The sequence below is a fragment of the Nocardia sp. NPDC005978 genome (assembly GCF_040614455.1).
In the GTDB taxonomy this organism is placed as follows: domain Bacteria; phylum Actinomycetota; class Actinomycetes; order Mycobacteriales; family Mycobacteriaceae; genus Nocardia.
Map to the genome: position 1 here is coordinate 18923 of NZ_JBEXUS010000024.1, position 22988 is coordinate 41910.

At 68.5% G+C, this 22988-nt stretch carries 23 protein-coding genes; 9 read left to right on the forward strand and 14 right to left on the reverse strand.

From position 1 onward, the window contains the following. Positions 1-41: 41 nt before the first annotated feature. The 3 genes from ABZ319_RS13640 to ABZ319_RS13650 form a co-directional block, all read right to left on the reverse strand. Entirely contained in the window at positions 42-1532 is a 1491-nt protein-coding gene (locus ABZ319_RS13640) for a DNA mismatch repair protein (protein WP_354986695.1), read from the reverse strand. Next, positions 1529-3058 carry a DNA mismatch repair protein MutS gene (locus ABZ319_RS13645; protein WP_354986696.1) on the reverse strand — a complete coding sequence of 510 codons (1530 nt, stop codon included), beginning with the start codon at positions 3056-3058 and terminating at the stop codon, positions 1529-1531. The genes ABZ319_RS13640 and ABZ319_RS13645 overlap by 4 nt, the downstream gene beginning before the upstream one ends. A 334-nt stretch (positions 3059-3392) precedes the next feature. Further along, positions 3393-4241: a hypothetical protein gene (locus tag ABZ319_RS13650; RefSeq protein WP_354986697.1), complete on the reverse strand. Its 849-nt coding sequence runs from the start codon at positions 4239-4241 to the stop codon at positions 3393-3395. A gap of 170 nt (positions 4242-4411) precedes the next feature. On the opposite strand from ABZ319_RS13650, the gene ABZ319_RS13655 reads away from it, so the two are divergent. The 3 genes from ABZ319_RS13655 to ABZ319_RS13665 all read left to right on the forward strand — a co-directional run bounded on the left by ABZ319_RS13655 (position 4412) and on the right by ABZ319_RS13665 (position 8108). Further along, positions 4412-5581: a hypothetical protein gene (locus tag ABZ319_RS13655; protein ID WP_354986698.1), complete on the forward strand. Its 1170-nt coding sequence runs from the start codon at positions 4412-4414 to the stop codon at positions 5579-5581. A 295-nt stretch (positions 5582-5876) separates the two neighbouring features. Then, positions 5877-6992: a hypothetical protein gene (locus ABZ319_RS13660; protein WP_354986699.1), complete on the forward strand. Its 1116-nt coding sequence runs from the start codon at positions 5877-5879 to the stop codon at positions 6990-6992. 324 nt (positions 6993-7316) lie between these two features. Then, positions 7317-8108 carry an SAM-dependent methyltransferase gene (locus ABZ319_RS13665; protein WP_354986700.1) on the forward strand — a complete coding sequence of 264 codons (792 nt, stop codon included), beginning with the start codon at positions 7317-7319 and terminating at the stop codon, positions 8106-8108. A gap of 75 nt (positions 8109-8183) precedes the next feature. Here the strand turns inward: ABZ319_RS13665 and sigJ are convergent, their stop codons facing one another. Both sigJ and ABZ319_RS13675 read right to left on the reverse strand, forming a co-directional pair. Further along, entirely contained in the window at positions 8184-9110 is a 927-nt protein-coding gene (gene sigJ / locus ABZ319_RS13670) for an RNA polymerase sigma factor SigJ (RefSeq protein ID WP_354986701.1), read from the reverse strand. Further along, complete coding sequence (locus ABZ319_RS13675) at positions 9107-10300, reverse strand: FAD-dependent oxidoreductase (protein WP_354986702.1); 1194 nt, start codon at positions 10298-10300, stop codon at positions 9107-9109. The genes sigJ and ABZ319_RS13675 overlap by 4 nt, the downstream gene beginning before the upstream one ends. A gap of 231 nt (positions 10301-10531) precedes the next feature. Between ABZ319_RS13675 and ABZ319_RS13680 the strand changes: the two genes are divergently transcribed. After that, positions 10532-10876 (forward strand): hypothetical protein, encoded by a 345-nt coding sequence (locus ABZ319_RS13680; RefSeq protein ID WP_354986703.1) that lies wholly within the window; start codon positions 10532-10534, stop codon positions 10874-10876. Positions 10877-10892: 16 nt separating this feature from the next. On the opposite strand, the gene ABZ319_RS13685 is transcribed toward ABZ319_RS13680, so the two are convergent. The 5 genes from ABZ319_RS13685 to ABZ319_RS13705 all read right to left on the reverse strand — a co-directional run bounded on the left by ABZ319_RS13685 (position 10893) and on the right by ABZ319_RS13705 (position 14410). Beyond that, a complete protein-coding gene (locus ABZ319_RS13685) occupies positions 10893-11384 on the reverse strand; it encodes a carbonic anhydrase (RefSeq protein WP_354986704.1) in 492 nt (163 codons plus the stop codon). A gap of 161 nt (positions 11385-11545) precedes the next feature. Further along, positions 11546-12142 (reverse strand): hypothetical protein, encoded by a 597-nt coding sequence (locus tag ABZ319_RS13690; protein WP_354986705.1) that lies wholly within the window; start codon positions 12140-12142, stop codon positions 11546-11548. 275 nt (positions 12143-12417) lie between these two features. Continuing rightward, positions 12418-12693, reverse strand: coding sequence for a YggT family protein (locus ABZ319_RS13695; RefSeq protein ID WP_354986706.1), 276 nt, complete (start codon positions 12691-12693; stop codon positions 12418-12420). 147 nt (positions 12694-12840) lie between these two features. After that, on the reverse strand, positions 12841-13449 hold the full coding sequence (locus ABZ319_RS13700) for a GNAT family N-acetyltransferase (protein ID WP_354986707.1): 609 nt from the start codon (positions 13447-13449) through the stop codon (positions 12841-12843). 4 nt (positions 13450-13453) lie between these two features. Further along, positions 13454-14410: an MBL fold metallo-hydrolase gene (locus ABZ319_RS13705; RefSeq protein ID WP_354986708.1), complete on the reverse strand. Its 957-nt coding sequence runs from the start codon at positions 14408-14410 to the stop codon at positions 13454-13456. 98 nt (positions 14411-14508) lie between these two features. Between ABZ319_RS13705 and ABZ319_RS13710 the strand changes: the two genes are divergently transcribed. Next, the gene (locus tag ABZ319_RS13710) at positions 14509-14934 is read left to right on the forward strand and encodes a MerR family transcriptional regulator (RefSeq protein ID WP_354986709.1); all 426 of its coding nucleotides are present in this window, start codon (positions 14509-14511) and stop codon (positions 14932-14934) included. On the opposite strand, the gene ABZ319_RS13715 is transcribed toward ABZ319_RS13710, so the two are convergent. The 3 genes from ABZ319_RS13715 to ABZ319_RS13725 form a co-directional block, all read right to left on the reverse strand. After that, positions 14921-16234, reverse strand: a complete 1314-nt coding sequence (locus ABZ319_RS13715; RefSeq protein WP_354986710.1) for a cytochrome P450 — start codon at positions 16232-16234, stop codon at positions 14921-14923. The genes ABZ319_RS13710 and ABZ319_RS13715 overlap by 14 nt on opposite strands. Before the next feature lie 111 nt (positions 16235-16345). Then, a complete protein-coding gene (locus ABZ319_RS13720; protein WP_354986711.1) occupies positions 16346-16564 on the reverse strand; it encodes a hypothetical protein in 219 nt (72 codons plus the stop codon). Between the two features lie 142 nt (positions 16565-16706). Then, positions 16707-17681, reverse strand: coding sequence for a WYL domain-containing protein (locus ABZ319_RS13725; protein ID WP_354986712.1), 975 nt, complete (start codon positions 17679-17681; stop codon positions 16707-16709). Positions 17682-17742: 61 nt separating this feature from the next. On the opposite strand from ABZ319_RS13725, the gene ABZ319_RS13730 reads away from it, so the two are divergent. Next, a complete protein-coding gene (locus ABZ319_RS13730; protein WP_354986713.1) occupies positions 17743-18879 on the forward strand; it encodes an epoxide hydrolase family protein in 1137 nt (378 codons plus the stop codon). Positions 18880-18894: 15 nt separating this feature from the next. Here ABZ319_RS13730 and ABZ319_RS13735 read toward each other — a convergent pair whose 3' ends face one another. Further along, positions 18895-19494: a maleylpyruvate isomerase family mycothiol-dependent enzyme gene (locus tag ABZ319_RS13735; protein ID WP_354986714.1), complete on the reverse strand. Its 600-nt coding sequence runs from the start codon at positions 19492-19494 to the stop codon at positions 18895-18897. A 50-nt stretch (positions 19495-19544) separates the two neighbouring features. Here ABZ319_RS13735 and ABZ319_RS13740 point away from each other — a divergent pair, with 50 nt between their 5' ends. The 3 genes from ABZ319_RS13740 (at position 19545) to ABZ319_RS13750 (ending at position 22984) form a co-directional block, all read left to right on the forward strand. Then, the gene (locus ABZ319_RS13740) at positions 19545-20495 is read left to right on the forward strand and encodes a MerR family transcriptional regulator (protein ID WP_354986715.1); all 951 of its coding nucleotides are present in this window, start codon (positions 19545-19547) and stop codon (positions 20493-20495) included. Between the two features lie 233 nt (positions 20496-20728). Next, positions 20729-21997, forward strand: coding sequence for a cation:proton antiporter (locus ABZ319_RS13745; RefSeq protein WP_354986716.1), 1269 nt, complete (start codon positions 20729-20731; stop codon positions 21995-21997). A gap of 15 nt (positions 21998-22012) precedes the next feature. Beyond that, on the forward strand, positions 22013-22984 hold the full coding sequence (locus tag ABZ319_RS13750) for an aldo/keto reductase (protein WP_354986717.1): 972 nt from the start codon (positions 22013-22015) through the stop codon (positions 22982-22984). Positions 22985-22988 lie beyond the last annotated feature (4 nt).

Here is a 22988-nt window from a genome sequence, read left to right on the forward strand (position 1 = left end):
ACCGATGAGGTGCTCCGGCATTTTCCGTGCGGGAATTCGGGTCAGCGTGCGTCGCTGTCGAATACGCGGTGAAAGATCTCGGTCGCGTGGCTGCCGGGTTGTGGCGGAGCGGGGTTCAGGTGGAACGTGCGGGCGCCGGTGGGCAACGGGTCGGCCCGGAGAAACAGGTCGGTGGAGTGGGCGGCGGCGTGGCGGGCGCGAGCGAATTCGTAGAGATGGGTGACGAACACGAGCTTCACGCCCGATTCGGTGAGGGCGGCGACGAGGGGCGTCGCGATGCGGGTCGCGTCGCGTTCGCTGGTGGAGGCGAAGGATTCGTTGCACAGCAGTAGGGAATCGGGGGAGATGCGGTCGACGATGGCGCTGATGCGGGCGAGTTCGTCCACGAGTTTGCCGTGGGTCATGGTGCGGTCCTCGTCGGTGACGAAGTGGGTGAAAACGCCGTCGCGGACATCGGCTTCGAAGGCATCGGCCAGGACGAACATGCCGGACTGCATCATCAACTGCGCGGTGCCGAGACCGCGCAGGAACGTGGACTTTCCGCCGTTGTTGGCGCCGGTGACCACGATCAGGGTGCGGTCATCGGCCCGCACATCGTTGCCGACCACCGCGCGGCCCGAGGACAGGCACAGAGCGAGATTGCGCAGTCCCGCGCAGCGCAGCCGCGGCCTGCCCGCGTCGTGGACGACCGGCATACAGGTCGGCAAGCCCGCCGCGTCGATCCGATCGTGCAGCGCGAGACAGCCGATGTAGAAGGCGAGTTCGGTGCGCAGCCGCTGGAAGAAGTCATGGACGTGGTCGGCCGCGTAGGCGACGATCTCCGCGACCTCGGCCAGCGCGCGGTCCTGTAACTGCTTGATCGGATTCATCGCCGGGTTCGCGGCGGCCTCGGGATCCTCGATGGGGCGGAAGGCGCGATCGGCACGCCGCCCGATCCCGAACCGGGTGCGGCGCGGCCGCACCGGCTCGTGCAGGACGATATCCGCGATCTTGTTGCCGACGCCGAGCCCGGCGGTGAGGTGTACGCCGTTCTCGAAATACAGTGCGGCCAGGTGTGATTCGACGGTGTCGAGATAGGCGTCGTCGAACCGCTCGCTCACCGCGGCGACCAATCCGGTGAGCCCGGCCGAGCCGAACACGGACGCGTTCCGCTCACACAGCGCGCGCAGCCTGCGCAGGCACGAGAGCAGATCGGTGAACGGTTGCAGCGACAGCAGCATCTTGCCGCCGCTCTGACGTCCCGGGGCGAGCGGCCAGCGGCGAATCCCGGTGGGCTCGACCGCTATCGCGTAGAGCTCGCGCACCACGGCGGGGTGGGCCAGACAGTCGGTGAGCACGGCCTGGCGGTAGCGAATCACCTCCGGGTCGATCAGGGTCGCGGGCACGATCGCGCGCACGGCCTCCAGCACGATCGGGTCGCCGGCGGACATGGCGCTGTACAGCGACTCCATGCCGAGATCGTCGAACGCGCGGTCGCCGTTGGCCGCGATGCGTGGCGTCACGCCGGCCGGTTGCAGCAGATCGACCCTCATCGTGCGATCCTCGCCGTCACTCGCTCGTAGGTCAGCCCGTATCGTTCGGCCAGCACCACGGCGTGGGCGTTGCCGTCGGCGGGCCGTCGCACGATCCGGAACGTGCGCTGTGCCGAATCATCCGGCTCGGTGACCGCCACCATGCTGACCGTCTCCGGTCCCGCGTGCGCGAGCTCGTCGAAGAACGTCACCCACACCGCGATCGACCCTCGCGCGATGATCTGCCGCAGCACCTCGAGGCCGATCCGCACGCCGTCCACGGTGCTCGTCGAGCTGAAGCTCTCGTTCAGGACGATCACGCTGTCCGCGGTGGCGTGCTCGAGCGTGTCGCGCATCCGTTCGAGCTCGGCCAGCAGGCGGCCATCGGTATCGGTGGCCTGTTCGGCGCGCTCGAAATGCGTGGTCAGCCTGTCCGGGAGGGGCAGTCGAGCCGATGCAGCCGGCACGGGGCAGCCGAGTGCGGCGAGGTAGGCGAGCTGGCCGACCATGCGCGCGAAGGTGGTCTTCCCGCCCTGATTCGGGCCGGTGACCACGAGTATCCGCTCCGGCCCGGACAGTTGGAAGTCGTTGCACACCAACGGCTGATCGCTACCCCGTCGGCGATTCGCCAGCGCGAGATCGAAAGCCCGCTCCGCGCGCACTTCCGCGGGCCCGGAGGCCAACTCCGGCAGGCACATCGTGCGGCCGTCGGCGGCAAGACCCCGGGCGAAGTCGAGGTACAGCAGGTAGAAGTGGATTTCCCGATCGAAGGTGACGACGTCGAGGTCGGCGAAATCCCGGTGCCGGGCAGCGAATTCGGTCAGCCGCGCGAACGCCTCGGGTCGCAGGGCCACGACCCGGTCGAGGATCTGTTCCTCCATCTGATTCATGTCGGCCCACTCACCCGCCCGTCGAACCGCGGGTGGCGGCCCGGCGCCGAAGCGGGAGACCAGATCCGCGACCGTCGCGCTGTAGTCCGCGTCGTCACCGGCCGCGCCCACCTCGACGGTCCCGTCGATGAGCCGAATGCTGTATCGAACCGTGGCCAGTGCCCGCTGCACCTCCCGGACATCCTCGGCGAGCCGGCCGAATTGCGAACCCGCGACCGAGAAGTCGAGGAATGCCCGCCACCGCCGCAGTGCCCGCGAGGTCAGCTCGAGGTCCGCCAGCTCCGCGGCCATGTGCGCGACCGCCGTGACGTATTCGGCCGCGGCGTCGAGCCGCCACCGCTGTTGCTGCAGGGGATGGGTGAGTTTCTCCGCGCCGGCGAGCCGCCGCCACATGCGTCGCATCCCGGCCGCGAAATCGTCGAAGACCCGGCGGACGGCGTCACTTCCCAGGTCCGCGAAGACTTCCTGCCGATACCGTACGACCTCCAGGTCCCGGACCGGCCGCCTGAACACCGAGTCGAGCTCGTATTCGTGCCCGTCCCGCAGCACCGCGGCGATCACCTGGTCAAGATTCAGATCGGCTACGGTCTCGGGCTCGACGACCATCTCGGCGACTCCCGCCGAGCCGTCCGGCCACAGCACGCTGTCGGCTCGCATCCCCACCCCTCACCGTGTGCACGGCCCGCACGAAGGCGCTCGCACCTACCCCTGGCACCCTAGGTAGCTCTCCGACGAAGCGTCAAGAATGCCGAGCCGAACCGCTCGACGTGTCGCCATCGAGCGACTGATCAGCTCGCGCGTTCGAGGCGGGCGCGGTACGGCGTGCCCAATCCATCCGGGCCATAACCTTCGAGCCCGGCCCGCACGAAAGAGAATGCCCGGGAGTCGCGGCATTCAGGGGATTCGCACACACGAATGCGCGGCCGGTGTGGCTTCGGGTAGCCGCACCGACCGCGCATTCTCGACCCGCCTGCGCGGATCAGCTTCTGGGTCAGGGCTTCTGCTTGCACTCCGCGGGAGCGACGAGACCCTGGTTGGCGACGTTGTTGCCGAGCAGCACGGTCACCTTCGACTCGACCGTGGTCTGGCCGGGGGCCGAGATCTTGACGGTGAAGGCCTCGGTCTTCTCCGTGGCAGACGCGGTGCACAGCGCGGTCCAGGCGATCTTCTGCCCGTTGTCGATGATCGAGAAGGCGATGTAGCCCTTCTTCGGCTCGGCGCTGGTCACCAGTTCGATCTTGGGGGTGACACCGGCGGGAGCGTCGGCCAGTTCGGAGATCGGGGTCTCGGCGCGACCGAAGGTGTTGACCGAGGCGCGATCCTCCTTGGCGGTGAGCTTGGCGCCCTGCCCGGTGCCGACCGTAGTGGTGATGAGGGTGTTGGACGCCGCGGTGGTGTCGAACGCGCCGTTCGGGGCGAAGCCCTTGACGACGGCCTCACTGGAGATGGCGGTCTTGTCGGGCGTGGTGCCCGCGACCATGACGGTCAGGGTGCCGGTGCCGGGCTTGGCCTTGGTGACCTCACCCAGATTGAACACAACCTTCTGGGTGCCCTGCAGGGTCCCGCCGGACTGGTAGACGGTGTTGCTCGGGATGGTCACCTCCGCAACGACATTGCTGAAGGTGTCGTTGCCGGCGGTGCTGACGGTCAGGGTGCAGGCCACCTCGTCGCCGGGGAACAGGCTACCCGGGGTCTGCAGGTCGCGGCACTCGTACTTCGAGGTCGGCCCGGCCACGGCGTAGGCCGGGGCGATGCCGAGCTGCATGCCGCCGGCGGCGAGGGCGAACGCCGACGCGGCGAGGACGACTCGTTTGAGGGCGGGCTTGGCGGAGCTGGTCATTGTCTTGTCACCTTTCTGGTGGGTGGACCAGCCCCGCTGGTGCGGTTCGGATCACCGTTGCTTTGTGTCTGAACCCATGGTCGGATGCGCCACTCCGCATCCACCAACGAAGCACTAACGGCCGGGTCGCCCCGGAAGAACCGGTCGGGAGCCCCTGATAGAACTCCGTCGTGGTCGATACGACGAACACCGGCCGGGAACACACCCCGCCGGTACCCCCGCAGTTGGAAGCCTTGGCGCACATCGAGTTCGACATACGTGGTAGGTCCGGTGTCGACTTCCACGCATGGCCCGGGCTCTCCAAGGAAGAGGTGACGGCCGAGACCCTGCAACCGGGAAGTGCCGACCCCGCGGCGATTTTCTGGAAGTTCGGGCAGGACAGACTCGGCGGAACGGCCGCGTTCTGGCAGGTGCGCCCGGACCGCGACCTGGTCGACCAGCCAGTTGTCTTCCTCGGCTGTGATGGCGAGTTGGGCGTTGTCGCCAGCGATTTCGGGGACTTCCTCTGGGTGTTGGCGGACGGCTACGGGCCCAGGGAGGCCGCGGACCCGCGGGACTTCGAGCCCGTGCCCAACCCGGGTGCGGCCGCGCTGGCCGAGCGATTCGCTCCCGAGAAGCGACAATCCGCCGAGTCCGCGATCGGCAGGGCGCGGTCCGAGTTCCCCGAATTCGAGCAGACCATGGCGAGACTGCGCTTCGAGAAGCCTGTGAACTATCCGCTGTTGTTCCCCGCCGATATGGCCCGGGCGACCCACGCCGAGGTGGCCGCGAAGGTCGATCGGCTGCGGGCGCTCCTGCCGAATGGTGACTATGACGACTACATCGCACAGTTCGCGCCCGGTGTGGAACTCGATGAGCGCCAGCTCCTCGATGCGTACCTCGAGTGCATTGATTTCGAAGCCGAGTACCGAGGCGGCCCGGCCCACGCCGGCTCCCCTCGGGACGATCTCCGGGTGCCTCCCGAGTTGATCGCCCTGTTCGGCATCACCGAGCACCCGCGGGCCGGTTACCTCGACCTCGGTCTGAACCCCCGGCGCCTCCAGGGCGAGATCATGGACCCTGACGGGGAGTGCTGCCGCCTGGACGAGCACTGGATCAGGGTCGGGCTTCTCGGTAACGACCTCTTTCTGGTGAGTCTCACTTCCGGCGAGGTCATGTTCGCGGACCAGTACTTCTGGCGGTACGCCGAGAAGGACGCCTCCCGGGTCGTAGCGCCCGACCTGCTGACCTTCTTCAACGAGTACCTGGTCGGGCCGCGATACCGAGAATTCGCGTCTCCGGAGGAGCTGGAGAACCCGAGGGGATGGTTCGCGTTCCTGCGGGACAACGGCTTCGCTTGACCGGTGTCCCAAGTCCGGGGCAGTACGGCGGTCTCCGATTCGGGCGATCTGGCGGGAATGGGACGGGTGTACAGGGGTGCACAGTTTTTGGTGGGTTTAGTTGTAGATACGTTTCGTTTGGTGCGACCAAACGTAAACGTATTGTTTGCGACGTCAGAACGGGAAGGTCGGGATGCTGACGCCCGATAAGGTTCACTTATCGGAGGTTAGGGCGCGATGGGTTGATTTGGGGCGGAACGGGATTCGTTTCGTGTTGTTGCGTTGGAAATGACGGAACAAACGCTACGATTCTGCGGTGTCGAGCATCTGCAACTACCCGGGCTGCACCAAGCCGATTACCCGCGGCGGCGGGCCGGGCAGGCCCTCGGAATACTGTGAACACCCGGACCACACGCGCTGGCGAGCGTGGCGAGAGCGACAGCGGCTGTCGCAGGAGGAGGTGGCGGGTCCGGCCGCGAACGTCACTGTGACGCAACGCGGTCCGGTGACCGTGGCCCGATTACGGGCCGATGAGCTGCTGGTTCAGTTCCGGACGCTGGCGGAGCAGCTGAACACGACGCTGGCCGCCAGTGTGGCCGAGTTGTCCACGCTGGCCGACCCTTCCGTGGCCGAGGCGCAGGTCCAGGCGGTCCAGGCGGACGCGGGACGCAAGATCGCCGAGGCCGAGATGGCCATGGTCGGCGCCGAACAGGCCCGGCGTGAGTCGGAGGACGCGCGCACCGCCGCCGAGGCCGCCGCGGAAGACGCGATCACCGCGGCCGAGGCCGCCGAGGGCCGAATCGCCGAGGCGCTCAGTGCCCGTGACGACGCGCTCGGAGAAATGGAGCGGATCACCAAGCAGGCCGCCGACGACGTCTTCGCCGCTCGCACCGAGGCCGAGGCCGACGTGCGGACAATTCGCCGGGAAGCCGCCGAGGATGTGGAGCGGGCCCGCCAGCAGGCCACCGAGGAGATCGAACTCGCCCGGTCCAAGACCGTCGCGGAGATCGAGCAGGTGCGCCGGGACACCACGCAGCGAATCACCGCCGCCGGCGCGGAACGCGATCTGGCCGTGCAGCGTGCCGCCGACGCCGAACGGGCCATCGAACGCGCGGAACAGGCTGTGGCGGAACGCAATCAGGTGGTCGCGGAGACCCGGGACGAGCTGGCCCGGGTGCGGGAGGAACTGGACAGGGTGCGGTCCGAGATGGCGGCCGTCCAGCGCGCCGCCGCCGCCGATATCGCCGCCGTGCGCGCGGACTCGGCGACGGCCCTCGAGCAGGTGCGCCAGGAATCGGCCGCGCGAATGGCCACCCTCGACGACGCCCGGCTGCAGACCCTCACCCGCGCCGAACGCGCGGAGCGGCAACTGGACGAACTGGTCGCGAGCAGTCGCGCCGGGCGCGGCAAGGCCGCCGAGGTGACGGGCTGAGGACATGCGGCGCTACCGGGGCGTGACCTCGATACGGTAGGTTTCCGCATGACTCGCAAACGAATGTGAGTCTCAGTAACGATGCCTGGTGGAACCTGCTGCGGCGCATCGAGGTTCGTCATCCGCAACCCGCGAGCGTTATTGCCATGAGAGGGTCTGAGCGTGGGTTCGTCACGGTATTGTCTGAGGGAAAGCGCGTTCCGTCCGAGCGTTGATCTGGAATGATCTTCAATCAAGGTTCTGCCGGAGGCGAGCTTCCCGTGCGATCGACAAACCCGCTGGTGCACGGAGGGTAAAGGGGTGTGAGAGTTGAACATCAACACCATGCGACAACGGCAATCGCGGCCGAGTGTCGCACGCGTATACAGCTACGTACTCGGCGGCCGGGATCACTACGGTGTCGACAAGGATGTCGGCGACTACTTCAAGGGCGACCTGCCCGGTTCCGACCAACTCGCGATTACGAACCGCCACGCCGTCCGGCGCGCGGTGAGCAGCATGGCGAAGCAGGGCATTCGGCAATTCATCGATATCGGTTGCGGCCTCCCCGATCCCGATAATTCCGACGTCCACCAGGTGGCGCGCGAGCAGCACGCGGACGCCCACATCGTCTACGTCGACAACGATCCGTTCGTGGCGGGCCACGGCCGCGCACTGCTCGCTGTCGACTCCGGTATCGCCTTCGTCGAAGCCGATGCGAGCAAACCCGAAGCGATCCGGGAACACGAAGATGTCAAGCGGCTCATCAACTTCGACGAGCCGGTCGGTATCCTGTTTGCCGCCGTCCTGAGCTTTCTCGAGGACGACGAGGATCCGTCGGGCGTGGTTCGCTACTGGACCGAGCAGGTGCCCACAGATAGCCTGATCTACATTTCGCACTTCCGATCCGGCGAGACCCGCGAGGCCATCGCGACGGAACGGAAGATCATCGACGCGTTCGGGCGCGGCCGGCTGCGCCCGATCAAGGAAATCGAGGCGCTCTTCGGCGATCTCGAACCGCTCGATACTCCGACGGTGCGGCCGTGCGCGGAATGGCGCCCGGACGACACCATGGAGCCGCACAAGCTGACCGACTTCGAGACGATGGTCGTCGCGGGAATCGCGCGCAAGCGCTGAGCACAGCCACAGGTACGACGGCCGGACGCAATCACGCGTCCGGCCGTCGTGCGTTGTGGCGCGTGCGCGGCCCGTTCATCCCCGGGCGTCGGGGGATTCGGCGGTGCGGCTGATCACGCGCGTCACCCCGAGCGCGGCGAGCTTGTCCGGGTTGCGAATCCCGTAGCCGTTGACGATCTTTCCGCCGGCGAACTCGAGCACAACCACGGCCTCGAGCCGCTCGCCCCGGTAGATCGCGACCGCGGGATCGCTGTTGCAGTGCACCTGCTCGATGCGGGTGTCGGGCAGCCGGTGTATCGCCTTCATCAGGGTCACGAGCATGACGGCCACCCGCGTCGCGCCGGTCATCAGGAGCTCACGCACCGCGAACGCCTTGCCGCCGCTGTCGGTGGTCCAGTGGACGTCCGGCGCCAGCAGCGACAGCAGCCCGTCCAGATCCCCGGTGGCGGCGGCGTTCAGGAACCGGTCGGTGAGTTCGCCCGTGCGGGCGGTGTCGACGGGGCCGAACCGGTTACGGCGGGCGTGCACGTGCCCGCGAGCGCGATAGGCCAGCTGACGCACCGCCGACGCGGATTTGCCCACCGCCCCGGCGATTTCGTCGTGCTCGAAGCCGAAGACCTCGTGCAAGACGAAGACCGCGCGCTCCTCGGGCGTGAGCGTCTCCAGCAGGATCAGCATGCCCATGGAGACCGATTCGGCGAGCACGACGTCCGCCGCTGCGTCCGGCGCCAGCAGCAGCGGTTCGGGCAGCCACGGCCCGACGTACTCCTCCCGGCGACGCGTCCGGGACCGCAGGACATTGAGTGCCTGCCTGGTGACCACCTGCGCCAGATACGATTTCGTGTCCCGGACCGCCGACAGCTCGACCTCGGCCCAGCGCAGATAGCTCTCCTGCAGCACGTCGTCGGATTCGGTTGCGGAGCCGAGGATCTCGTAGGCGATGGTGAACAGCAGCGGCCGTAGCAGGGTGAAACGCTCGGCGTGCTCGTCGGGGGAGTTCACGGGTTGCCGACCTCCTCGGCGTCGAGCACGACCGCCGCGGGCCGCGGGCCGCCTTTGGCCCAGATGAGTGAGCCGGGCCTGCGGGCTTCGGTGCGGATCGCCCACAGCGTGGCCCGGGTCGCGCCCTCCTTGACCGGGGCCGCGACGCGCCCGCGCAACACGAGCCGGCGAGGCGTGTCGTCCCTGTGGGTGAACTGGACGACCGCCGCACGACGACCCAGGCTGACGTTCGCGCCCAGGAATCCCATGTCCAGCGCCGCTGGCCGCGTGCCCGCGACGCGGCTCAGGATCGTTTCGGCGGCCTGCGCGCCGAGTGGGCCGGCGGCCTGGCAGCTCATGCGCAGCGGCCTGTTGGACGGTGCGGCGGCGTCGCCCGCGGCAAGTACGCGATCGTCGTCCAGGCTGGTCAGGGTTTCATCGGTGAGCAGTCGGCCGAGCCGATCGGTGCGCAGACCACTGCGCCGCGCCAGTTCCGGAACCCCGAAGCCCGCGGTCCAGATGGTGACCGCGCCGGGCACGACGCTGTCGTCGGCCAGCAGCACCCGCCGCGCCCGCACCGCCGTCACCGGCATCCCCTCGATCACCCGGACATCATGTCGCGCCAGCCAATCCGCCAGTGCGCCGCGGGCACGCTCGGAGAAGGTCGGCGCGAGCTTGCCGCCGCACACCAGGGTGACGTCCCAGCCCTGTTCGATCAACTCGGCCGCGGTTTCGATGCCGGTCAGTCCGCCGCCCACGACGGTGACCGGTGCGCCCGGGGGCAGCTCCGCGAGCCGTGCCCGCAGCCGCTCGGCGTTCTCCAATTCGGCCAGGGGATAGGCGAATTCGGTCGCGCCCGGTATCGCGCCGGGCACCGCCGCGGTGCTGCCGACGGCATAGACGACGTAGTCGTAGCCCAGGTCGCGTCCCGAGGCGAGGCGCACGATCCGGCTCGCGGTGTCGATCCGGTCGGCGGCGTCGACGACCAGGCGCACCCGTTCGCCGAGCAGCGGGCCGTAGTCCGCGGTCACCGTCCCGCTGCCGGCCACCAGCTGGTGCAGGCGCAGTCGTTCGACGAATCTGCTTCGCGCGTTGACGAGGGTGACCGCGACGTCCTCGCGCTGTCCCAATCGGTTGGCTGCGACGGTGCCGGCGTACCCGCCGCCGATGACGACGACTTCGGTCTTGGAGGTGGTGCTGTTTCGAGTCATGCCATCGAGACACCGGCGGTGGCGACTGCGTAACAGCGCGTGACCCAGGTCATGTACTCGACCGGGCGGGGTCGAATACGTACACCGGATGCTCCGACGCCGAGCGAATCATGTTCTCGCGACGGCCCGGCCGCGGTTCCGCGCCGCCCGATCGCCGACCCGAGATCGCGAGACTCGCGAGGCGAGCTTTCGAGTCCCGGATTCAATGTTTGCCAGAAGTAAGCTGTCGCAATGATCAGCCGCCCGGCGAATCAGTCGAACCGTGATGCCGTCCCGCCGCAGGCCCGAACCGGGCGCGAGCAGGCGGATAGGCAGTGGCGAAGACGCAGCCCGCTGACCTGGATCGGCCTGGCACTGTGCGTCTATCTCGCGGCCACCTCGGCTGCCTTCGGCATATTCCCGCCCGCGGCGGCCGCCGCCCCGCTCACCGAGCTCGCCCCCTGGCACTTCCGCCTCGGCGCCATGGCTTTCGGCCTGACCTGCGCCCTCGCCTTCACGGCCTCCGCGATCTGGATCTGGCGCCGCACCGGGCGACCGGCGGGTGCCGGACCCGCCCTCGAGTCACCTCTCACCTGACTCGAGGGCGAGCGACTCAGCCCACTACTTCGTTGAGCTTGCCCGTGGCGACGTCGAACACGAACCCGCGCAGGGACGTGGTGGCGGTGACGAACGGGCTCGACTCGATGCGCCGAATCGATTGGCGCACATCCTCGTCCAGGTCCGGGAAGGCCTCGGCGGACCACGCCGGCTTCAACCCCGTCTCGTCCTGGATCGAACGTTTGAAGTCGTCGTCGGTGAAGGTGAGCATGCCGCAGTCGGTGTGGTGAATGAGGATGATCTCCGTGGTGCCCAGCAGTCGCTGACTGATGGCCAGCGATCGGATCTCGTCGTCGGTCACCACCCCGCCGGCATTGCGGATGACATGGGCTTCGCCGTCGCCCAGCCCGAGAATGCGGTACACATCGAGCCGGGCGTCCATGCACGCCACGACGGCGACATGCTTGCTCGGCGGCAGTGGCCGCGGGCCGCTGAACTGCGCGGCGTACTCGGCGTTGTTGGCGAGGTATTCGTCGGTGACGGTCATATCGCGTCCTTGCGTCGATGAGGGTGAGGACATGCGAATCTCTGCATCGACGACGGTGGCCTACCGGCGGGCCGGGCGCGAGGGATCCACGCACGGTGAACGAAACACTTGTGCCGCGAGGTTGCCGGCCCCTTCGGCGATTCACCCGGCGTGGCGTGCGATCAGGTGGAGATGCGTTTGACGTCGCTGATCAACCAGCGGCCGTCGGGTTGCTCCTCGGCGGTCACGGCCGCGGCGATCAGCGATATCGAGGGGATCGGATCCAGATCGCTCGAGGTCGATTGTTTGACGTAGCCGATGCCCAGGGCGGTGGTGCCGGTGATCGCGCGCAATCCGGCGTTGAATTCGATGACCTGGCAACGACTGTTGGTGGAGAGAAAGTATTCTCGCGTCGAATTGCGCGTATCGATCAATTGCTGACGGCACGCGCCGGTGGTCGTTTCGATGGCGCCGGCGAAATACGCGTCCAGCGATTGCGGTTCGTAGTTCGAGATATGAGCCAAATAGTTGTGAATGGCGTGCAGCGCGGCGATATGCCGGCTGCCGATCTTCGAGATCTCGGGCTGCAACCCCTCCGGCGGCGCGGATTGCGTGGGGATGGTGTCGGCTCCCGCGGCGGTGCGGGCGGGAGTCTCGGCGCTGTTGCGCACTTCGGCGTGCTGGTTGCCGTCTTCGCCCCGGACCAGGAACGCGGTGCCGACGGCGGCCGCGCCCAGCGGCAGCACCCCGGCGATCGCGGCGAGTTTGCGACGGGACATTCCACGCTTCGCCGGTTGCGGTTCGGGTTCGGGAAATGGCGGAGGCTCAGCCGGCGGAAAGGACATCGACACATTCTCGTCCTGAGTCATCGGGTTCCTCACTGTTGGTAGGCCATTGCGAGATGCTACCTGCCCGCAGGATTCCCGACAGTGGAACCAACTCCGAAAGCCATTAATGACGGAATTGGGCGAAATGCGATTCTTGTGAATGAAATACGATTTCTCCGGGAACTCCGCCGCGCCGCGGGTCGAGCGCGGCGGGGCGGAGCAAACCCTCAGAGGCTGAAGAAGACCGAGCGCAGGATGATCGCCAGCACGAACACGATGGTGAAGGCCAGGTCGATGGCCAGCCCGCCCGCGCGGATGGGCGGGAGCACCTTGCGCACCGGCGCGATCACCGGCTCGGTCAGCTTGTGGGTGATCTCGCGCGCCCGATACGTCGAGGAGGGGTTGTCGCTGAGCGTGGCGATCCAGTCCAGAATCAGCCGCGCGAGCATCACGAGGATGAATGCCGTCAGTATGTATCCGAGTACCGCGCCGATGAGGCTCATGATCAACTCCTTCGCGGCGGCCGCATCGGCCGCCCTACCGGTTCCAACGGACAGCCGATGCAAAAGTGCCGGTTTTGTCGCATTCTCAGCTAACTGATATCACGGCGTGCCCGCTGCCGGCGCCCACGGACACGCCGCGCCCGCGACTCAGCGCGGCGTCCGCCACATGGGCCACATCAGCGGACCGCCATCGGTGACATCCAGCTCCCCGGTCTTCTCGAATCCGAACCGCTCGTAGTACGGCACATTGTCGGGCTTGCTGGATTCCAGATACGCGGGCGCGCCCTCGGCGTCGCAGCGATCGAGCCGCGAATTGAGCAGGGCCTGACCGAAACCCCGCCCGCGCGCACTCGGCAGCGTGCCGATGAACGCCAGATACCAGTGCGGTTCCTTCGGATGGTGCGCGGCCATCGCATCGGCCATCCGGCCGGCCTGCGCGAGTCGCAGGCGCAGGGCACGCGCGAGCGCGGGGAAAACGCGCAGGGTCGCGGCCCCGCCGGAATTCCATTTACCGGGCGGCGCCCACACCGCGGCTCCGACCAGTACGCCATTGTCGTCGAGCGCGACGTCGGCGCCGCCGTGTGCGAAGAACTGGTATCGGATGAACGCCTCGAACATGAAGGCGGCGCGCCGGGGACGGGTTTTGTCGTCGGGAATGAGCCAGGTGAACACGGGGTCGTCGGAGAAAGCGACCCCGAGCACCTTGGCCATGGTGGGAATATCCGATGCGAGTGCCGGGCGAACCGTGACGTCCATGGCATCACGCTACTGGGTGCGTACCCGCTTCCGAATCAGTCGTGAGAGTGAGAGCGGCGGCGTGGTCGTGGGTCGGGACGACGGTCGTGACGTGCCGCGCGAGGTGCAGCCGATGCAGCGTCCTGAACGCCAGGTCGCGATCGTGATCCACCAAATTGCCGGGGAAGCTGGACTTCTGGCGGATCTCGGAGATCTGCAGCGTGTGCCATGCGGCGTCACCGGCCAGCAGCACCCAGCCGCGCGCGGTGTGGGCGAGCACGCCGATGCTGCCGGGCGTGTGACCGGCCAGATCGACCAGCACGACACTGCCGTCACCGAACAGGTCGTGGCTGCGGGTGAAGGTGAGCACCGGCGGGCCGTCCAGGTCGTAGTGCACCACGGGCCGGTCGAGCAGTGCGTCGCGGACGCCGCCGACCGGCGCGACCGGCCCGGCGGTGACCCAGTCGTATTCGGGCCGGTGCATGTGCACGGGCAGCCCGGGCAGATCGAGCAGGCCGCACACGTGATCCCAGTGCGCGTGGGTGGGCAGCGCGAATTCCGGTGCGGGCAGGCCGGGTTGGTTCGCCAGCGCGGTGACGGTCGCCAGGGTGGCGGCGGGCGGTCGCACCACCGCGCGCAGGATCGGCGCGAGCTGTGCGATGGCCCGGCGTTCGGCGTCGAGACAGACGCTCGGGTCGACCAGGAACGTCGCCCCGGGATGGCGCACCAGGAAGGTGGTGAGCGCGTTGGTGATCCGCCGCGGCGACCGGACTCCTTCCACGATCGCCGCCGTCGGCACGCTGCGCGGCGCCTGCTCGAGCGCGGTGACCCGCACCGTGGCGCGCGGACGGGGGAGCCCGGCATCGGTGATCGAACGCAGGAACCGCTCGTCACGCGGGCGCGGGCGGACCAGGCCGCGCGCCAGACCGGCCACGGCCGTGCAGCATTCGAGCAGACCGGGGGAATGAACCGGATCGGACATGTGCTGAATCTCCATCCACCGCTGGGAGATCGGCCCGGCGGCCGGTGCGGTGCGAGCACGGTAATACTTGATGTCGACCTGAAGTAAAGGGGCGAGTGTTGATCACCACCGAACCGCTGCGCATCGGCGATGCCGCGGCCGTGCTGGGCACCGAGGCCCATGTGCTGCGGCATTGGGAATCGGTCGGGTTGCTGCATCCACGCCGCAGCCCGTCGGGCCACCGAACCTACGACGCACAGGCCCTGAACGTGGCCCGGCTCATCCGCCGGCTGCAGCGAACGGGCCTGTCGCTGGCTCAGATCCGCCGCCTGGGCGTGGGCGGGCACGACGAGCGGATCGCCCTCATCGACGCCAAGCGGGCGGAGGTGCGCGAGCACATCGACCTGCTGCGGGCCACCGATCGCTTTCTCGCGCACCTGACCGAATGCGGGCACGCCGTCATCACCGAATGCCCGGAGTGCGCGGAGTTCGCCGGGCAGGAGCCGGCCGGGCCGTATGCCCAGGGGCCGATCAGAGCGCGGTGAGCCGCACGGGTGCGCCGTGCGCGGGCACGTGGGTGATATTGCGAATGCGGGCGCGCTCCCCGGTCACGCCCGCGGGCAGCGAAAGCCGGTAGTGCGTCAGCACTTCGCGCAGGATCACGGTGCCCTCCATGATCGAGAATCCCGCGCCGATGCAGCGTCGTACGCCGCCGCCGAACGGCAGCCAGGTGTTGGCGGCCACGCTCCCGTCGAGGAAGCGCTCGGGCCGGAATCGGGCGACATCCGGGAAGCTGTCGGTGCGCCGGTGCGCCAGCAGGATCGAGGTGGACACGATCGTGCCCCGGGGCAGATCGATCCCGCCGATGGTCATGTCCCGGGTGAGCCTGCGCCCGGTGGCCGCGATGACGGTGCGCAGTCGCATGGATTCCTTGAGCACGGCCTCCAGGTATTTGTCGTCACCCCCGAGCGCGGCGGCGCGGGCCAGATCCTGGATGGCGGGATCGGCCGCTAGTTCGTGGCAGGCCCACGCCAGCGCCGACGCGGTGGTCTCGTGCCCGGCGAGCAGCAGCGTGATCAGTTGATCGCGCAGTTCGGCGTCGGACAGCGGTGCGTCCGAGGTGTTCTCACCGGATCCGAAGGCCAGCAGCCGGGACAGCACATCGGCGCGCTGTGCCAGTTCGGGGTGGGCGCGACGCTGCACGATCTCGCGGTAGAGCAGCTCGTTCATCGCGGTCTGGTTGTCGTGGAAGCTCTTCCACGGGCCGAAGCGCTGCAGGCGCGGGTACTTCCAGCCGAAGAACACGATGGGATTGATGTTCACGATGCGGCGCAACCGGGGCGCGAGTTCCGCGCGCCGTGTCTCCTCGGTCATGCCGAACACCACCTGCATGATGACATCGAGCGTCAGATCGTTCATCCGATCGAGCGTGTGGACCTGCGACCGGCCCGCCCAGCGTTCGATATGGGTCTTGGCGATGGCCTCGACCAGCGTGCGATAGCCGCGCAGGGCGGATCCGGCGAACGCGGGCATCAGCAGGCGCCGGGCGCGGGCGTGCTCGGCCTCGTCGGTGAGCAGCAGCGAATGCTCGCCCATGACGTGCACCAGCAGCCGATTGCCTTCGCCGGCATGCAGATCGGCGGGGTCGGCGGCGAAGATCTGCCGAATGTGCTCGGGCCGGGAGAACACGACGACGCGTTTGCCGTAGGGCGGAACGAGGCGCAGTCCGAACACGTCACCGTAGCGCCGCTGGGCGCGGGTGAGCAGTGCGGTGCGCCATTGCGCGTACATCGCGGTCTGGACGATACGGGGCAGCCGGGGCCCGGGTGGATATGCGATGGTCACGACGCCGATCCCTTCGCGCGGGCCGCTTCGGGGCAGCAGCCGGAAAACGCCTGCCCTCCAGCTTAGGTCGCGGGCCCGCCCGTCGGCGGTCGCGGCCGAGATCGGGCGGCGCTATCCCGGGCGATACTCGCGATCGGGGGCCTGCCCGGAATTGGCGGGGACGGACCGGCAGATCTTGTCGATCAGCCCGTCCACCGCGGCCAAGGACGACGACGCGTTGGCATGGCTCAGTGCGGGAAATTGTTCGGACCTGGCGATGAACGCGGCATCGCGGGCCGACCACCACACCTGGATGGCCGACAGGCGAATCCGCTCAGCGATGTTCTGCATCGCGACTTACCTTTTCGACAGTGGGACTGTTGTGTTGCGCCGGTCGCCCGGTGGTGGCCGGACTCCCGTCTGCCCCCTGACGTACCCCGGCTTTCGGCCGTCAATCGCACTATCGGGTGTGGAAATGTTCCGGCGCTGAACGTCACTGTGACGCAGCGGGGTTCGCCGCCGGGGTGGCGGCGGTGCAGCGGCGGGCCAGATTTCGGATCTGTTCGACCAGCTCGGGCGGCTCGACGACGGTGAAATCGGTGTCGATGGAGGTGATCATCCAGGACAGCGCCCAGGGCGAATCCGCGCCGACGTGCAGCAGGCAGCTGTGCTCGTCCACGTCCTCCAGCACGCCCATTCCGGCCCAGATGCGTTCGGCGAGTTCGGCTGCCGGGCGATGCAGGGTGACGGTGGCGCGGAAGGGCCAGGCGCCGGAGGAGAGCCGGTGCGACAGGAAGGTGACCACGTCGCCGTCCGGTGGATCACGGGGTTCGAACCGCGGCCCGGTCGGCGTGCGCGGATCGAGGCGATCCACGCGGTAGGTGCGCCAGTCCTGCGCGGTGATCTCCCAGGCGACCAGGTACCAGCGCCGGTTGAAGTTCACCAGCGCGTGCGGCTCGACTTCCTTGCGCGACTGCCCGCCCGTGTGGTTGGTGTAGTCGAAACGCAGGCGCTCGCGGCGGTGACAGGCGTCCGAAATGGCCAGCAGGGCATCGGGTTCCACGCGCCCGGTGCCCGGCTCGACGCGAACGACCGTGCGCTGCAGGGCTTGCAGGCGATACCGCAGTCGCGACGGCATGACCTGTTCGAGCTTGGCCAGGGCGCGCAGGGAGGCTTCCTCGATCCCGGTGACGGTCCCGCCGGTGGTGGTGCGCAGCCCGACCGCCACCGCGAGGGCTTCCTCGTCGTCGAGCAGCAGCGGTGGCAGCGCGCTGCCGGCGCCGAGCCGATAGCCGGCGATCCCCTGCACGGCGTCGACCGGGTAGCCGAGTTCGCGCAGGCGGTCGACGTCGCGGCGCACGGTGCGCCCGCTGACGCCCAGCTTGCCGGCCAGGTCCGCACCGGACCATTCGCGATGGGTCTGCAGGAGCGACAGCAGTCGCAGCAGCCGGGCCGAGGTTTCGAGCATGTCTCCAGGTTGCCATTTTCTTAGGACAGAGGCTGGCCTAACCGGGTTCTACCGTTGAAGCATGACGAATTCCGAGCCCTTCCAGATCGATGTTTCCGCCGCTCAGCTCGAGGATCTGCACGCTCGCCTGGGCAACACCCGCTGGCCCGACGAGCTGCCGGGCGTGGACTGGTCGTACGGCATTCCGACCGCGTACGTGCGCGAGCTCGCCGAGTACTGGCGCACCGAATACGACTGGCGGGCGCACGAGGCCGCGTGGAATCGGTATCCGCAGTTCGTCACCGAGATCGACGGGCAGCGCCTGCACTATCTGCACGTGCGCTCGCCGGAGCCGAACGCGCTGCCGCTGGTCTTGATTCACGGGTGGCCGTTCGCCGATTTCACCGAGGTTATCGGACCGCTGACCGACCCGCGCGCGCACGGCGGTGATCCCGAAGACGCCTTCCACCTGGTGATTCCGACGCTGCCCGGATTCGGCTTCTCCGGTCCCACGCGGCAGCCGGGGCAGGCGAGCACCGAACGCAGTGCCGAGCTGATCGCCGCGCTCATGGCCGAACTCGGGTACGACCGCTATGCCGCGCAGGGCGGGGACGCCGGATCCTTCGTCGCCCCGAACCTCGGCCGCATCGATGCCGAACGCGTGGTCGGGGTGCATCTCAACGACCCCATCACCATCCCGGCGTGGGACGAGGACGGCTCCGGGTACAGCGCCGCCGATCAGGAGAAGCTCGCGGCGCTGTCGGATTGGAGCAGCCAGGACACCTCGGGATACGCGGGCATACATTCGACCCGGCCGCAGACCCTCGCTCCGGCGGTCGCGGATTCGCCGGCGGGTCTGCTGGCCTGGGTGCTGGACGTGGTGAATACCTATGTGAACCCGGACGCATCGACGCCGGACGAGGCCATCGACCGGGACATGCTGCTGACCAACATCTCGGTGCTGTGGTTCACCAACACGATCGGCTCCTCGATGCGCCTGTACAAGGAATCGCAGCAGTGGGGTGCGGACCTGCCGAACTCCGGCGTGCCGACGGCGGTGGCGGTGTTCCCCGGCAACGGCACCGTGCGGGGTATCGCCGAGAAGCAGAACACCGTCGTGCGATGGTCGGAGTTCGAGCGCGGTGGCCACTTCCCGTCGATGGAGACCCCGGATCTGCTGATCACCGATCTGCGCGAATTCCTGCGCAAACTGCGCTGATCCGGTGGTTCGCCGCTAGCCGGTGGTTCGACCGGTTATCAGCATGAGCAGTTCGACGGCCCGGGCTTCGGTGACGGCACCGGAGCCCGCGGCCCAATCCAGGTCCGTCGCCATCAGGCGGCGGCCCCGGAAGCGCCGCTGCGCCCGGAAATCGCGCATGCCCCACACGTGTTCGAGTGCCAGCCGGCCCGCGAACGCGGGCACGGGGTGATCGATGCCCAGGGGAATCGCGATGTCCTGTGCGTGGACGACGAGGTCCATGAGCCGGTCGATGGGCCCGGTGCCGAACGGGGTGAATCGCACGGGGACGGACTCGCGCAGCTGGGCGAGTAGTTCGGTGGCCGAGTGCTGTTCGGCGTGCGCGATGGAACTGTCGCGGATCAGCCCGTGGATGTCGCCGCGGGCGCGGATCAGCTCGCGCAGCAGCCGGGGGAGCCGGACTTCGGAGCTCAGGATCAGGTGGGCGACCACGTCGCGGACGCGCCAGTCGGCGCACAGGCTGCGGGTGTCCCACGCGGTCTCGGGCAGCGGTTCGAGCAGTGCGAGCAGCGCCGCGCGTTCTTCGGCTACGGCGCACCAGATCTGGTCGGCGGTGGGGGTCGGCTGGCTGGTCATGGGACGGCTCCTGCTCTGTCGGGTGCCGGTACCGTAGAAACTCCACCGGGGTGGAGGTTCAAGTGACGGTCGGCCGGCAGACGCGCCGCTCGCCGATCGGCGAGCTGTCCGAGGCGACGGGCGTGCCGGTGCGCACGATCCGGTTCTATTGCGACACCGGACTTCTCGCGTTCGAGCGCACGGGCGGCGGGCATCGCACCTTCGACGCCGCGGTCGCGGTGGATCGCCTGCTGCTGATTCGGCGGCTGCGGGCGCTGGGGCTGGGGTTGGCCGCGATCACCGAGGTGCTCGGCGGTGAGCGATCGATCGGCGAGGTGGTGGATGCCGAGCGGGCCGCGCTCGATATCGAAGTCGAGGCCCTCGCGTGGCGGCGCGCCGCGCTGCTGGCGGTGCGGGACTCGGATCCGGACGACCGCGCGGCCCGTCTGGAACTGCTCGCGGGCGTCGCCGATCGCACGGTCGCGCAGGACACCCTGGTGATGTTCTGGCACGGTGCGCTCAGCGCCCTGCCGCCGGATCTGCTCGACGCGTTCGTCACCATGAATGTGCCGATGTTGCCCGGTGAGCCGAGCCCGGGTCAGCTCGTGGGCTTCGCCGAACTCGTTGCGGCGGTGACCGATCCGGCGGTGCGGCTGCTGCTGAAACAGCAGCTGTGGCGGCGGGATCCATTCCGCGTCCGGGATCGGCGCGGTCTGCTGGTCGGCGTCGCGGAGGCGTGCCTGGAGGTGGGCTCGAGACTCGCCGAGGGTGTTCCGCCCCGCCCGGGCGCCGAACTGGATCGCTTCGTGGACGCGCACGCGCGGGCCCGCGGGGAGCGGGACACCCCGGAGTTGCGGCGGCAGTTGCACATCGGCGGGTCCGGCGCGCGGGTCGATCGCTACTGGAGTGTGACCGGCGAGTTGCTCGGCGATCCGATCACCTCGGCGACCGCGCTGTCCTGGCTGGACGAGGCCCTGGCCCTGTCGTTGCCGGGCGCGGTCGACCGGATCGTGCCCGCGTAGCTCTCGGCGATCTTCGCGATGTTCCGTCAGTCCGCTGGTCAGGGTGGCGGTCTCGACCTGATCGAGCCCGGCAGGCTGATCGGCCGGTTCGCGGATCTCGTCGATGATTCGGGGCGCGGACTCATCCGATGCCGCGGCGACCTATCGCGGTGTCAGCCACGGCCCTTCCGGTGGACGGCGTGCCGGGTCGTAGCCGTCGTGCGGGTGCGCCCTGCTCCTGACAAGATAGCCGAATGGTTGCTTCGATCTTGGCCGTGACGGTCACCATTGTTGTGTGGGCGCTGCTCGCCGCGAAGCTGGACGCGTGGCGCGTCAGCCCCGCGGTGGTGGTCGTGGCCGCCGGGGCGCTGGTGGGGCTGAGCACCCGCGACAGCATCGGTACCGCGCTCAATACCGATGTGGCGCTGCATACCGCGGAGATCGTGCTCGCGGTGCTGTTGTTCGTGGACGCTGTCGAGGTGCGCGGCGGGCTGCTGGGGCGCAATCCGGGTGCGGCGCTGCGGTTGTTGTTCATCGCCATGCCGTTGAGCCTGGCGGCAGCCGTCGGGCTCGGATGGCTGGTGCTGCCGCAGTTCGGCTGGGCGACATGGCTGGTCGTCGCCTGCGTGGTGGTGCCCATCGACTTCGCGCCGGCCACGGCGATTCTGCGGGACAGCCGCCTGCCGACGCGGGTGCGCGACATCCTGAACGTGGAGAGCGGATACAACGACGGAATCGTCTCGCCCATCATCATTTTCGCGCTCATCGTGGCCGGTGACGTCACCCAGCAGCAGTCGCCCGCCGGGGCGCTGGGCACCGCGCTGCCCGCAGCGCTCGAGGCGATCGCGGTCGGTGTGCTGGTCGGCGCGGTGCTGGCGGGGCTGAGTAATCGGTCCGACAGCGCGAATCTCATGAGTTCGCAGGCCAAACGGATGATTCTGGTCGCGGCGCCGCTGCTGACCTACGCGCTCTCCACCCAGATCGGCGGCAACGGGTTCGTGGCCGCGTTCGTCTGCGGGCTGGCCATGCACCGCTTCCGCAAGCGCGAACAGCACCTGCGTGAACTCGAGCTCATCGACGACGTCGGCTTCCTGCTCACCATCGTGATGTGGTTCGCGTTCGGCGCGGTCGCGGTGTACATCCTGGGCGAGGTGGGGGATTGGCGGCTGTGGCTGTTCAGCGCGGCCGTGCTGACGGTGATCCGGATCGTGCCGGTGCTGTTGTCGCTCATCGGTTCCCGGCTCACGTGGATCGAGAGTCTGCTCATCGGCGGGCTGGGTCCGCGCGGCACGACCTCGATCGTGTTCGCGCTGCTGGCGTTCAATCAGCTGCGCGACGAGGACGACGCGAATCTCGCGCTGACGGTCATGGTGCTGACCGTGTCGGGCAGCGTGGTGCTGCACGGTCTGGGGTCATCGTTGACCGCGCGCACGTATGCGCGGCGCAGGCCGCACCGCAACCGGCGGGTTCGCGCGGCGGTCGAGGGTGGTAGTGGCCCGGCCTCCCTACCGCCGTCGAGCTGACGCAGACTGCTTGCCATGATGCGATATCGACTTTTCGGCAGGACCGGGTTGCGGGTGTCCGAGCTGGTCCTGGGCACGATGGCGCTGCGCGAGGAGGCCGAAACGCGCCGGGTGCTGGAGGTTTTCGCCGAGGCGGGCGGGAACTTCATCGACACCGCCTCGGCCTACGGCATGAGCGAGGAGGTGCTCGGCGCGACCATCGAGGGTCGTGACCGGTTCGTTCTGGGCAGCAAGTACACGCTGACCCGCGACGCCGCCGACCCCAATGCGGGCGGCAACCATCGCAAGAACCTGGTGGCCTCGCTCGAACAGAGTCTGCGCCGGCTGCGGACGGACTATCTCGACGTGTACTGGGTGCACGTCTGGGATAGGCGCACGCCCATCCAGGAGACCCTGCGGGCGCTGGACGACATGGTCCGCGCGGGCAAGGTCCTGCACATCGGCATTTCCGACGCGCCCGCCTGGGTTGTGGCCCAGGCCAATACGCTCGCCGATCTGCGCGGCTGGACCGAGTTCGCGGGTCTGCAGGTTCCCTACAACCTGCTGCAGCGCGACATCGAGCGCGAGTTGCTGCCCATGGCGGAGGCGTTCGGGCTCTCGGTCACCGCTTGGGCTCCGCTGGCGCAGGGAAAGCTGACCGGTGTCGCTGGAAATCGCTCGAATCCCGCTGAACTGACCGGCCACGAGCGGGCCACCGCGGACGCCGTGACCCGGGTCGCCGCCGAATTGGGCGTGCTCCCGGCGCATGTCGCCATAGCCTGGACCCGGCACCACTCGCGCGCGGTGCTGCCCATCATCGGGGTGAGCAACGCGGCCCAGCTGGAGACGAATCTCGCGGCGACGGCCCTGACGCTACCCGCGGACGCCGTTGCGACCCTGGAGGCGGCGTCCGCCTTCACCCTCGGCTTCCCCGGCGATTTCATCGCGGCCTGTGATACTTCCGCCCACGCCTACGGAGAGGCCGTGGACCGCACCGACACTCGATGAGCGG

Excerpts from the sequence above, each read along its gene's own strand:
- ABZ319_RS13730 (WP_354986713.1), top strand. The coding sequence starts at position 17,743 with ATGACGAATTCCGAGCCCTTCCAGATCGATGTTTCCGCCGCTCAGCTC.
- ABZ319_RS13675 (WP_354986702.1), bottom strand. The coding sequence starts at position 10,300 with ATGACTCGAAACAGCACCACCTCCAAGACCGAAGTCGTCGTCATCGGC.
- ABZ319_RS13665 (WP_354986700.1), top strand. The coding sequence starts at position 7,317 with ATGCGACAACGGCAATCGCGGCCGAGTGTCGCACGCGTATACAGCTAC.
- ABZ319_RS13720 (WP_354986711.1), bottom strand. The coding sequence starts at position 16,564 with ATGCAGAACATCGCTGAGCGGATTCGCCTGTCGGCCATCCAGGTGTGG.
- ABZ319_RS13745 (WP_354986716.1), top strand. The coding sequence starts at position 20,729 with ATGGTTGCTTCGATCTTGGCCGTGACGGTCACCATTGTTGTGTGGGCG.
- ABZ319_RS13690 (WP_354986705.1), bottom strand. The coding sequence starts at position 12,142 with ATGTCCCGTCGCAAACTCGCCGCGATCGCCGGGGTGCTGCCGCTGGGC.
- ABZ319_RS13685 (WP_354986704.1), bottom strand. The coding sequence starts at position 11,384 with ATGACCGTCACCGACGAATACCTCGCCAACAACGCCGAGTACGCCGCG.
- ABZ319_RS13705 (WP_354986708.1), bottom strand. The coding sequence starts at position 14,410 with ATGTCCGATCCGGTTCATTCCCCCGGTCTGCTCGAATGCTGCACGGCC.
- ABZ319_RS13725 (WP_354986712.1), bottom strand. The coding sequence starts at position 17,681 with ATGCTCGAAACCTCGGCCCGGCTGCTGCGACTGCTGTCGCTCCTGCAG.
- ABZ319_RS13645 (WP_354986696.1), bottom strand. The coding sequence starts at position 3,058 with ATGCGAGCCGACAGCGTGCTGTGGCCGGACGGCTCGGCGGGAGTCGCC.
- ABZ319_RS13695 (WP_354986706.1), bottom strand. The coding sequence starts at position 12,693 with ATGAGCCTCATCGGCGCGGTACTCGGATACATACTGACGGCATTCATC.
- ABZ319_RS13640 (WP_354986695.1), bottom strand. The coding sequence starts at position 1,532 with ATGAGGGTCGATCTGCTGCAACCGGCCGGCGTGACGCCACGCATCGCG.
- ABZ319_RS13735 (WP_354986714.1), bottom strand. The coding sequence starts at position 19,494 with ATGACCAGCCAGCCGACCCCCACCGCCGACCAGATCTGGTGCGCCGTA.
- ABZ319_RS13750 (WP_354986717.1), top strand. The coding sequence starts at position 22,013 with ATGATGCGATATCGACTTTTCGGCAGGACCGGGTTGCGGGTGTCCGAG.
- ABZ319_RS13700 (WP_354986707.1), bottom strand. The coding sequence starts at position 13,449 with ATGGACGTCACGGTTCGCCCGGCACTCGCATCGGATATTCCCACCATG.
- ABZ319_RS13650 (WP_354986697.1), bottom strand. The coding sequence starts at position 4,241 with ATGACCAGCTCCGCCAAGCCCGCCCTCAAACGAGTCGTCCTCGCCGCG.
- ABZ319_RS13680 (WP_354986703.1), top strand. The coding sequence starts at position 10,532 with ATGATCAGCCGCCCGGCGAATCAGTCGAACCGTGATGCCGTCCCGCCG.